This window comes from Cellulomonas xiejunii (genome assembly GCF_024508315.1).
In the GTDB taxonomy this organism is placed as follows: Bacteria; Actinomycetota; Actinomycetes; order Actinomycetales; family Cellulomonadaceae; genus Cellulomonas; species Cellulomonas xiejunii.
Window position 1 is genome coordinate 2,439,304 of the sequence record NZ_CP101987.1, and the last position, 11,691, is coordinate 2,450,994.

The following is an 11,691-nucleotide window of genomic DNA, read 5'->3' on the forward strand; positions in this document are numbered from 1 at the left end:
GACGTACGGGGGGCTCGTCATGGCGCGGCGGGCGGGGGCGTTTCGGTCACGACGGCCGGGACGCCGGCCGACCACTCCCCCCAGCCCACGCTGTTGCGTGCTCGCACGGTGACGACGTAGTCGCCGGGTGCGAGGTCGGCCAGGGTCACGGGGTCGGTCCCCGCGGTGCCCTCGAGGGGACGTCCCCGGCCGGTCACGCGGTACTCGTACCGGTCGATCGCGCGGCCACCGTCCGATCCCGGTGCCACCACGGTGAACTGCAGCGTCCGCGCGGGCTGGCCGGAGGAGATCGTCACGCCAGGACTCCCCGGGACGCCCGGCGCACCCGGCTGCGCCCTGGACTCGGCCCACGGGCTCCAGCCCTGCGAGTTCTGGACGCGGTACCTCACCGTGACCTCGCTGCCCGACGAGAAGGGCGACGCCGGGCGCTCGGAGGTCGCCGGTCCGCCGTTCACCGAGTACTCGCGGGCGCTGATGGGCGCGCCGCCGTCGTTCCCGTCCGAGAACGCGATCGCGACCAGGTCGACGCCCGCGGTCGTCACCGTGACGGCGGGCTGCTGGGGCCGCGTGACGACGGCGAGGGCGGCCGACGTGGCCGCCTCCCCCGCCAGGTCCCGGGTCGACACCGCAACGACGGTGAACGGCCCGAGGGTCTGCGCCCCGAGGCCGGAGAACTCGCGCGACGTGCCGCGCACGGTCTCGTCGACGCCGGGTCCGGTGACGCGGTAGGACGCGACGGAGATGCCGGCACCGCCCGCGTCCTCCGGCGGCGACCACGACAGGGTCGCGGTGGCCTGACCCCAGTCGGCTGCGGGCCCGACGACCAGCCGGACGTCACGCGGTGCAGTGGGTGCGCTGAACGTCTCTCCCGAGGTGGAACCGAAGGCGGACCACCCGGCCTTGTTCCGCGCGCGCACGGTGATCGAGTAGCTCCGGCCACGCTCCGCAGGTGCGATGACGCACGTGTTCGGCCCTGTCGACGCGCACGACGCGCTGCCGTCCACGAGCACCTCGTACTCGGACACGGCGTCCCCGTTGCCCCGCGGCGTCGTCCAGCTGACGGCGACGCTCGCCTGCTCGTACCAGCCCTGGCTCTTGCGTTCCGCCGTCACCTCCGGTGCGTCCGGCACGCCCGCCGGCACCTCGAGGGCGTACGGGCTCCACGGACCCGGCTCGGGCGCGCGGTTCTTGGCACGGACCCGCACCTGGTACTGCGCGCCGTTCTGCAGCCCGTCGACCGTCATGGACGTCGCCGTCGTGGCCCGTGTGAACACGCCGTTCGGTCCGACGACCTCCACGTCGTAGCCGGTGATCGCGGACCCGCTCGACGTCGGCGCGCTCCACGCGACCACGAGTGCGCGGTCGCCCGACGTCAACCGCAGCGCTGCCGGGGCGTCCGGCACCGCGTCCGGCCGCGCGGGCGCCGAGACCGGTGACTCCTCGGACCAGCCGACCCGGTTGCGGGCCGCGACGGTGAACTTGTACTCGACGTCGTTGGTCAGACCGTCGATGGTGCAGGTCGTACTCACGCAGGAGCGCGTGGCGCCGCCCGGCTGGGCCGTGACGCGGTACTCCGTGATGGGCTCGCCGCGGTTGTCGGGCGCCGTCCAGGACAGGACGACCGTGCGGTCCCGGATCTCCCCGATCCGCGGCGGGACAGGCGCGAGCGGGACACCGCTGACCCGGACCGTCACCCGACCCTCGACCTCGCGTCCCGGGTCGCCGGTCACGTCACGCACGCGGAACCGCACGACCATCGGCCCGATGAACTCGTTGCCGGGGCGCACCGAGACGCTGCTCGAGGTCGCCGAGGCCGTGCCCGCCCCCGCCGTCTCGACGACTGCCCCGACCACCGTCAACGGACCCTGGTCGGGGAACGGGTTCACCGAGCCCGCGAGGACGTCGACGGTCGTCTCACGTCCCTGCGCACCGTCGTCGACCGTGAAGTTCTGCACGGTCGCGGTGCGGCGGGTGCTCGCGACGACGCGGAGGTCGATCGCGACGTCCATCACCCCGCTGCGGCCGTACAGGAGCTGCATCTCGAACCGGCCGGTCGTGCCCTTCGGGGTCGTCGTCGGCGCGGACACGACCAGCTCGGAACCCTCGACGACGGCCACGAACCCCGCGGGCACGCTCGAGACGGACCGGAAGCCGTACCGGTCGGCCGGGGTGGCCGTCCCGTCCTCCTGCTCGGGCCCGCGCGTCAGCGCGAGCAGGTCGACACGCTTGGCCCGCTCGCCGGGCTCGACCTCGACCGTCTGGGCGTCGAAGGTCGGCGGGTGGTCGTCGACCGCGAACACCGTGATCTGCAGGGTCAGCAGCGACGTGCGTGCCGTCGTGTCCGACGGGCCGGTCTCGTCCGTGACGGGAACGGTGATCGACGCCGGCCCGGCGTACCCCTCGTCCGACGTGAACACGAGGGTCCCGGCGTCCTTGACGAGCGGCGCACCGTTCGACCGCGTGGCGGCGACCTGCGCGGGGTCGACGATCTTCGGCTCCCGCCCGGGCGCCACCTGGACGTGCTCCGCGAGCGAGATCACCAGCTCCTCGCCGGTCGCGACCCGCAGCTCCGGGGCGCGAGGGCGCAGCTGCGGGGGGAAGAAGCCGAGCGCCGGCACCGTGATGAACGCGTAGGCGTCGGCGCCCTCCGCGGTCCGGTTGACCAGGCGGTACGGGACGGTCTGCGAGTAGTCGACGAGCGTCACGACGACGTCGCCCTCCGGCGTCACGCGCGCGACGTCCGCGTGCGACGCCGGCACCGAGACGTCGAGGTCCGACAGCGGCCCGGACGGGTTCTGCGCGACCGCCAGGACGTCGACGGACACCTCCGTCTTGCCCAGCGTGTCGATCGCGGGGACAAGCACGTCGCGGGCGATCGGCGGCTGCACGGGTGCGTCCTTCGTCACGGTGACCGTCAGCACGCCGTAGTCACGTCCACCGCCGTCGTTCGTCACCAGGTACTGGATCTGCACGACTCCCGGGGACGAGGGCGCCGTGACGACGATGCGCCGACCCTGGGTCGTCGCCTCGACGCCCTCCGGGGCCTCGATCGACTCCAGCCTCAGCTCGCGGCTCGTCGAGTCGATGTCGTTCGCCAGGACGCGGACCTCGACGCGCTGTCCCGGTCGCAGGGTGACGGCGTCGTCGACCGCGACGACCCCGGAGGCGTCCGACGGCCGGGGGGCGATGCCGACCCGCACGGTCGCGACGGCGCGCTGGCCGATCCAGTCCTCCACGGCGTACGTGAACGTGTCGGTCCCCCGGGAGCCGGGGAACGCCTCGTACTCGAGCCAGTCCGGACCGACCTCGGTGATGCGCCCCAGCATCGGTGCGGACGCGGGTCCGAGGAGCGTCACGCCGTCGCCGTCGGCGTCGATGCCGACGAGTTCGACCGGGATGCGCACGGTGTCCCCCTCGAACACCCGCGCCTCGACGTCCCGCGGCCGCGGCGGTGACTTCGTGGCCGGGTCGGACTCGTGCACCCGCAGGGTCACGGTCGCGGCCGTGATGTTGCCCGCGGAGTCCTGGACCTCGAAGACCGCACGCGCCGTCAGTGCACGGTCGGGTGCCTGGTACCGCAGCACGTCGCCCGACACGAACAGCAGCCCCTCACCGTCGGCCAACGGCTCGGGGAGGTTCCGCAGCACGGTCAGCGTGTCGCCGTCCGGGTCGGACGCCCCTGCGAGCACGGGGATCGTGACGACGCCGCCGGCGCGCACCGTGGCCTCGACGTTCGGCACCACGGGAGGTTGCGACGACGCGGACGGCGGCACCGGCTGCACGACGATCTCCCCGCGCGCCGAGGCCGACCCGTTCGACACCTCGTACGTCAGCACGACGGGTCCGTCGGGGGTGCGGTCCGCCCGGATCTGCACGTAGCGGTGCTCCAGCACGGCGACCTGCAGGCCCGAGCCCTCGGGCGCGGTCACGGTCTGCAGCACCAGGACGTTGTTCGCGGGGTCCTCGTCGTTGGCGAGCGGGTCGACGGTGACCTCACCGCCGGCCGGGAGCAGGGCGAGGTCACGCACCGCGACGGGCGGCTGCGCCTGCTCGGGCCACTCACGCACGTCGATCCGCGCGATGCCGGTGGCCTGCTGCGGTGCGGCCGTGACGACGAACGACACGTAGTACGCACCGGAACGCGGTGCCTTGAACGCGAACGTGCCCGCCTGGAGGTCCGGCACGATCGTCGCCCCGACGACGTCGTTCACCCCGGCGAGGCGCGGCGGCTCGGACGACGCCGAGCGGACCGCGTCCAGCGGACGGACGACGACCTCCTGCCCGACGTACGTCACCGCGTGCACGGGGTCGATCTGCGGTGGCACGGACCCGGCGGCGCGCACGTCGACGACGACCTCGCCGTCGACGACGTTGGTCCCGTCCGAGACCTGCACGCGCACGGTCGTGCGACCCAGCCCACCGCCGTCGGCCGTGAACGTGAGGACGCCGTCCTGCCGGAAGCGCGCGGTCCCGACGGTCGGGTCCGCGTCGGCCGCGACGAGCAGCAGGTCGTCGCCGTCGACGTCCTGGAAGTCGGCGAGCACCCCGTGGACCAGCTGACCGCCGGTCTCCACGGTGAGGGACGACGTGCGTACCTGCGTCGGAGCGTTGTCACCGTCGCTCACGGTGATGCGCACGGTCGCCGTCGACGGGGCGTTGACACCGCGCCCGTCGGTGACCGTGTACTTGACCTCGGCGGTCCCCACCGCTCCGTCGAGCACGCGCACCTGCAGGGCACGGCCACCGCGGACCTTCTCGAGGGTGCCGAAGTCGGCAGGCAGCGCGTCCAGCTCGGAGATCACGAGGATCCCGCAGTCGGACGAGGAGTCGTTGTCGATCACGGGCAGCACGCGCGTCCGGCCGGCCCGCACCCCGAACTCGTCGTCGACGGCGACGGGCGGCGCGCTCTGGTCGGTGCACTCCGTGACGGGTTCCTGCATGACCTCGCCGCTCTCGGACTCCTCCTCGGAGTCCTCCGGCTCCTCCTCCGGGACGATGTCGTCCCAGTTGGGGACGCGCACGGCCGTGTCCTCCTGCGGCAGCCACACCCTGCCGCCCACGGTCTCGTTGAGCACGACGAAGCCCCGGTTCACCCGGAAGGCGAGGTCGTCCCCCGCCGTCATCCCCTGCAGGTCCTCCACCCGGGCGTCCTGCCCGTCGCAGAGCTGCAACGACGCACCGACCGTCGACGCCCACGCCGCGTAGGCGCAGTCACCGACGCGCACGGGTGCGGCCGGCGTGCCCGAGCCGGTGGTCGCGTGCCGCCGCGGGGTCCCGCCGTCGAGCGGCACCTCCCACAACGCGTCACGACCGGACAGCAGCACGCTCGACGCCGCAGGCCCCGGCTGCTGGAGCACCAGGTCCGTGTCGTCGACCGTGACCTCGCCGGACAGCGTGCGCACGGTGCTTCCGGTCAGCACGACGAGCTCGTCGCCCACCGCCGTCACGTCATCGACGTCGACCTCGCCCAGGGTCCCGAGCTGCTCGGGGGCCACCGGCTGCGTCGCGGGGACGAGCGTCACGGCGCCGTCCTGCGGCGCGACCGTGAGCACCGCACCGCTGCGCGCCACGACCGCCGCGCCCTTCTCCCCGAGCTGCAGGTCGGGGGCGTCGTCCGTCATGTCGAGCAGGTCGAGCTCGCCGACCTGGCGGACCCACACGTCACCGGCGCCGTCGACGAACGCGACCCTCCCGGCCGCCATCGACACGCGCGCTCCCCCCGGTGTGGCGATCTGCGTGGTCGTCGCGACGGTGGCCGGGTCCACGACGGACACCGCGGTGCGCTCGACCAGGAGCACCCACCCCTCGTCCTGCTGCACGTCGAACGTGCTGCTCGCGGCCACGACCCCGCCGTCGAGCTCCTCGACCGGCACGTTGTAGCGTCCCAGGCTGGACTGGCCGGTCGCCGTGAGCCACACCCCGCCGTCGTTGAGGTCGACGCGCGCGAGCGGGAAGCCACGGTCGAGCAGGGCCAGCGACAGCACGAGGACGGGCACGGTGACGATCGCCGCGGCCGTCGTGGCGGGACGCCGACGCCACGTGCGGGGATCCCACCACGTCACGACGTGCACCCCTGCGCGGGGCGTGCCGACCTGCTGCGGTCCGCCCGCACGATGGACACCTCGATGCACACCTCACCCGTCGCCTGCTCCGCGGGGACCGTGACGCGCTCGTCGTCGACGAGCACGAGCGTCGGCTCACCCGTCGCGGTGAGCACGCCCCAGAGGTACCGGTCCCCGTCCTGCGGGTCCGGATTCTGCCACGTGAACGTCACGGCCCCGTCGGCCGCCCGGGTGCCGTCGAGCGAGTGCGGCGCCGGGACGGGCGCGGCAGCGGGCCCGGTCTGCGGCGGCGCGAACGTGTCGCTGACGCCGCGTGGCGGCACGGGGTCGGCGCCACCCAACGACGCGACGAGCACCGCGGCCACGGCGACGACGACCACGGCACCCGCGACGACGGCCGCGACGCGTCCGCCGCGTCGCCCGTCGGGCCCGTCCGGCACGCCGGCGGGCACGGGAGCAGGCGCCGGTGCCGTGGGCGCCACGAGCGTCGGGCGTCCGACGACCACCGATCGCGCCCGGGTCGCGTCCTCGTCGTCGGGCCCGCGCACCTGGAGCGGGCCCGGCAGCGAGATGCCGCGCAGCCGGGTCGCGTCCTCGTCGTCCGACGGCATGAGACCGGACGGTGCGGGCGCCTCGTCGGGCAGGTCGAGCGGCGTCACCGGCAACCGGAGCGCCGCCTCGACCTCCTGCAGTGCGCGCGCGACCGCCATGGCGGAGGAGAACCGCCGCGACGGGTGCTTCGCCATCGCGCGCTCGAGCACGGCCTGCAGCTGCGGCGGCACGTCGTCGCGTCCGACCGCCGGCAGCGGCGACCGCTCGATCCGCGCCACGAGCTGCTGCGCGCTGTTGTTGCCGCCCGGCAGCTCGAACGGGGTCCGTCCGGCCAGGAGCGAGTAGATCGTGGCTGCCAGGGCGTAGACGTCCGACCGCTCGTCCCCCGTCGGGTGCTCGGCGAGCAGCTCGGGGGGCGACCACGGGATCGACATCCCCATCGTCTGCACCGCCGGCCCGGTGGTCGCGGCGATCCCGAAGTCCGTGAGCGCGGGCCATCCGAAGTCGGTCGTCAGGACGTTCGCCGGCTTGATGTCGCGGTGCAGGATGCCGGCACGGTGCGCCGTCTCGACCGCCGACGCCAGACGCACGCCGATGCGCAGCACCTCCGGGACGGGGATCCGCTCGGCGCGGTAGCGCTCGGCCAGGCCGACGCGCGAGCAGTACTCCATCACGAGGAACGGCCGACCGTCGGCGGCGATGGCCGCGTGGTAGATCGTCACGATCGACGGGTGGTGCGACAGCTGGGCCATGAGGTTGGCCTCGGTCTGGAACCGCTCGCGCACGTCGTGGTCGAGGCTGCCCGCGAGCAGCACCTTGACCGCGACGTCGCGGCGCGGCAGGTGCTGGCGGTACAGGAAGACGTCCGCGAACCCGCCGAGCCCGAGCACGCGCACGTACTCGTACCCGGGCAGGTCCGGCGGCGCGGACGCCTCACGACGAGCTGTCACGGCGCGCTGCGCTCCACCGTGAACGTCACGCCGTCCCCGAGGTCGACGACCTCGTCGGTCCCCACCACGCTCGGCTCGCCCGGGTGCAGCCGCCGCACGCCCTCACCGGGCCGCGAGACGTGCACCCCGTTGGTCGAGTCGAGGTCGGTGACGACGACGTGCTCGCCCTCGACCCGCACCTCCGCGTGCGTCCGGGAGATGTCCTGGTTCGGGCTGGGGACGGTGACGAGCCGCGGCAGCTCCCGGTTGGTGACGCGCGAGACCTGCGGGGCGCGTCCCAGCAGCACGGCCCGGTCGAGCACGACGACCAGCCCGGTGGACAGCACCATGCGGGCCGGCAGCGGCTCGGCCTCGGGCGTGGGGAACGGGCCGGGCACCGCGTCCTGCGACCACGCGGGCAGACGGTCCCGCAGCCGCGCGAGGTCGCTGGACAGGATCGTCATGCCGTCGTGGTCGTCCGACTCGACCTCCAGCACGTCGGGCTCCGCCGTGACGACGGGCGCCAGCACGGCGGGTGCCGCGGGCACGGCGGGCGCCTCCACCCCGGCGGAGGTCGTCAGCGGCCACCACGGGATGTCGTGCCCGACCTCCGCGTCGGCGGCCGGCGCGGGGTCGTCGAGGGCGGTCCCCGCCTCGACGTGCGTGCTCGTCGCGACCGGGGCGACCTCGTCGAAGTGCGCCACCTCGGCCAGGGCGGGCGCAACGGGCCAGCCGGCCATGCCGTGGTCCGCGCTCCCCGCGTGCGGTGCGACCGTCAGGGGTTCCACGTCCGCGACGTACCACGGCTCGGGCTCCGGCACGACGTCGACGTCGTGCGACTCCGGCAGCGGCTCCGACACCACCACCGGCGGCTCGGGCTCCACCAGCACCTCCGGGGCCACGGCCTGCTCCGCCACGACCGCAGGCTCCGGCTCCGGCATCACCACGGGCTCCGGCACCACCACCGACTCCGCGACCACCACCGGCTCCGGGTCCGGCACCGGCTCCCGCTCGGCCACCGGCTCGGGCTCCGCCGCGACGGCGACGGGCTCCGGCGCCACCGACGGGGCGTCCGGGGCGGGGACGACCGGCTGCTCGTGGGTCGCGGTGTCGGGCCGGACGGAGGCGACCTCCGTGGCACCGTTGCGCACGGCGCCGGCCCGCACCACGCCGGCGACCAGCGGCCACCACGGGGCCTCGGGCGCGTCGTCCACGAGCACCTCGAGCCCCTGCACGCCCAGCGCACGGTGCTCGGTCCACACGGCCCCGTCACGGGCGGCGACCTCCTGCGCACCGTCGGCACCGTGCAGGCGCAGCCGCACCGGTCCGCGCAGCACGGCGTGGACCGAGCCGTCGGCCTCCGTGCGCACGAGCGCGAACGCGGGCAGGACCGCGAAGCCGTCGGCGGCGACCACGCCGAGCGCACCGAGCACGTCCCCGTCTCCGCGTGCCACCTGCCACAGCCCGTCGACGAGACGCCACGGCGCGTCCGGCTCGACCAGGGCGAGGAGCTCGCCGCCGGCGACGGCGGTCCAGGGGCCGCCCTGGTACTCGTGGTGGGCGCGGTCGGTCATGCGGGGTCCTCCTGGGCGTCGACCGGCGAGGGGGCCGGCGGGACAGGCGTGGGCGGGTCGTCCTGCAAGGCGGCGGCGTGGCGCGGCACGGTCGCCCCGTTGAGCATCTCGTCCCAGAGGTGCGGACCGAGGTCGGGGGCCGTGCGCGGCAGCGTCGTGTGGGTCGGCTCGGGCGTGACGGTCGTCGCGACGTCGACGACGACGGCGCTCACGTTGTCGCGCGCACCGCGCTCGAGCGCGTGCTGCACGAGCCGTGCGGACGCCTCCTGCGGGTCGTCGACGGAGGCGAGGACGTCCGCGATCTCGGCGTCGCTGAGCTCACGCGTCAGGCCGTCCGTGCAGATGAGCAAGCGATCGTCGACACCGGCGGGCAGCAGCCAGTAGTCGGGCTCCGGCGGTGCCCCCGTCCCCAGCGCGCGCGTCAGCACGTGCCGCTCGGGGTGCCGACGCGCGGCGTCGGGCGTCAGCTCACCGGAGTCGAGCAGCTCCTGGACCACCGAGTGGTCGACGCTCACCTGCTCCATCGCCCCTTCGGACCGGCGGTACACGCGGGAGTCGCCCACGTTGAACACGAGCCAGTACCAGCCGCCGTCGTGCTCGGTCACGGCAGCACCCGCGACCGTCGTCCCGCCCTGCCGACCACGCGTGAACTCGGTCCGGATGCGTGACGAGGTCCGCGCGAAGCACGCGTGCACGTCGTCCGACGAGGCGGAGGACTGACCGGCGAGCTGGGCGAACTCCTCGACGGCGATGCGGCTCGCGAGGTCGCCCGCGTCGTGCCCGCCCATCCCGTCGGCGACCAGGAAGACCGGGGGGTACGCGAGGAGCGCGTCCTCGTTGACCTCACGGACGCGCCCCCGGTCCGTCGCCGAACCCCAAGACGTGCGCACTGCACCACCATCCCCACCTGAGAAGCCACCGGCGCACATGGTGCCTCACCCGGGGGGTGTGGTTCACGTGCATGCGTCCAGTTCACCCTCAGATGTTCAGCTGGAACACGCCCCAGTAGGCCAGGACGACGAGCAGGACCGCGGATCCGCCCAGGACGCCGACGGCCGCGACCCGCCGGACGATGCCGGGCGCGAGCGGCACGCCGTCCTGCCGGGCGTCGTACGCGCGGTGCGCGAGGAGCACGGCGACGAGCACCGCGCCGATGCCCAGCAGGCGCACACCCAGCCAGCCGCCCTGCACGACCCACGCGTCCCGCTCGTAGTCGAGCGCGAGGCGGGCGACCGACAGCAGGTACCAGACGAGCGCGGCGACCGTCGCGACCGTCGTGGCCCCGAGCGCGGCGAGCCGCCACGCGACACCGGGCGCGAAGCGGTTGGGCGGGCGCGCCGCACCACCGCGTGAGCGGGCAGCGGACGTGCGCTGCACGACGCGTGTCGCCGCGACCGCGAGGCCGCACAGGACCATCAGCGCCGGCACGCCGATGACGAGCACGAGCAGGGCGGTCCCGTCGCGGAGCCACCGCGGCTGCGGCACCGGTCCGGCGACGTAGGTCTGCGTGGGCTCGGCGCCCGCGACCTGCGGTGCCGCGCCCGCCGTGCCCGGCAGGCCCAGCACCCACCCCGACAGGTCCCGGAGGAACTCCGGGGTGGGGCTGCCCCCGACGCGGATGCCGTGGTCCGCACCCTCGTAGTAACGGATCGTCACGTCGGTGTTGCCGGCGCGCGCGACGTCGGAGCGGATCTGCAGCGCGCCCTGGACGACCGGCATGGAGGCGTCCGCGGTGCCGTAGACGACGAGCACGGGCTGGGTCATCCGCTGCTGCCAGGGTGCGACGTCGAAGTCCGCGTACTCGAACCCGCCACCGGGCATCGACATCCCGACGGCGCGCGGGATGGCACGGAACACGGCGTGCGGCACACCGGTGTTGCGCAGGTAGGCGTCGACCGCGAAGGCTGCCTGCTGACGCGCGGGCACCACGGGTGAGGACACGAGCACCACCCCGGCGATCCTCGGGTCCTCGGCCGCCATGACGGGCGCGATCCAGCCGCCCTCGCTCTCGGCGTAGACGACGACCTGGTCGGGGTCGACCTCGGGACGGTCACGCAGCAGGTCGAGCGACCGGCGGTAGTCCGCCGCCATCGCGACGTAGTCGCGGTGCCGTGTCGTGTACGTGTCCAGCCGCTTGTCGGGCACCATCGCGACGACGCCGGCCTCGGCGAGCGCCTGCGCCTGCCGCTGGAACGCCTGGACGGACCGGCCCGTGCCTGCGCCGTGGACGAACAGGACCGCCGGCCCCGGCTCCGCCACGTCCTCGGGCAGCGAGAGCCGCGCGCCGACGGTGGCGCCGTCGAGCGGCACCGACACGTCGACGGTCCGCACGTCGTGGGTCTCGAGCTCCGGCGCCCCGCCGATCGAGGTGTCCGCGGTCGCGACCTCGATGCCGTCCTCGAGCGGCCCGGGGTTCCAGCCGGGTCCGGTGACGGCACCGACGACGGCGAGCACCAGCGAGCCGAGGGCGACGCTGGCGACGAGCCGGTAGACCGACGAGAGCCGCGCGGAACGGGCCCGCCGGCGGCCCTCCTGCGCAGGCGCCTCCTGCGTCCCGGTGGTCGTCACCCCCAC

At 74.6% G+C, this 11,691-nt stretch carries 5 protein-coding genes; all 5 read right to left on the minus strand.

Features of this window, described 5'->3' with window-relative positions; translation table 11 throughout:
* Positions 1-17 precede the first annotated feature (17 nt).
* The gene (locus NP048_RS11175) at positions 18-6,062 is read right to left on the minus strand and encodes an Ig-like domain-containing protein (protein WP_227575681.1); all 6,045 of its coding nucleotides are present in this window, start codon (positions 6,060-6,062) and stop codon (positions 18-20) included.
* The gene (locus tag NP048_RS11180; protein WP_227575682.1) at positions 6,059-7,564 is read right to left on the minus strand and encodes a serine/threonine-protein kinase; all 1,506 of its coding nucleotides are present in this window, start codon (positions 7,562-7,564) and stop codon (positions 6,059-6,061) included. Before NP048_RS11180 ends, NP048_RS11175 begins: the two co-directional genes overlap by 4 nt.
* Positions 7,561-9,117: an FHA domain-containing protein gene (locus NP048_RS11185; RefSeq protein ID WP_227575683.1), complete on the minus strand. Its 1,557-nt coding sequence runs from the start codon at positions 9,115-9,117 to the stop codon at positions 7,561-7,563. Before NP048_RS11185 ends, NP048_RS11180 begins: the two co-directional genes overlap by 4 nt.
* On the minus strand, positions 9,114-10,007 hold the full coding sequence (locus NP048_RS11190; RefSeq protein ID WP_227575684.1) for a PP2C family protein-serine/threonine phosphatase: 894 nt from the start codon (positions 10,005-10,007) through the stop codon (positions 9,114-9,116). The genes NP048_RS11185 and NP048_RS11190 overlap by 4 nt, the downstream gene beginning before the upstream one ends.
* A gap of 88 nt (positions 10,008-10,095) precedes the next feature.
* The gene (locus NP048_RS11195) at positions 10,096-11,691 is read right to left on the minus strand and encodes an alpha/beta hydrolase family protein (protein WP_227575685.1); all 1,596 of its coding nucleotides are present in this window, start codon (positions 11,689-11,691) and stop codon (positions 10,096-10,098) included.

Coding starts and splice junctions, on each gene's coding strand:
- NP048_RS11185 (WP_227575683.1), bottom strand. CDS start 9,117: ATGACCGACCGCGCCCACCACGAGTACCAGGGCGGCCCCTGGACCGCC.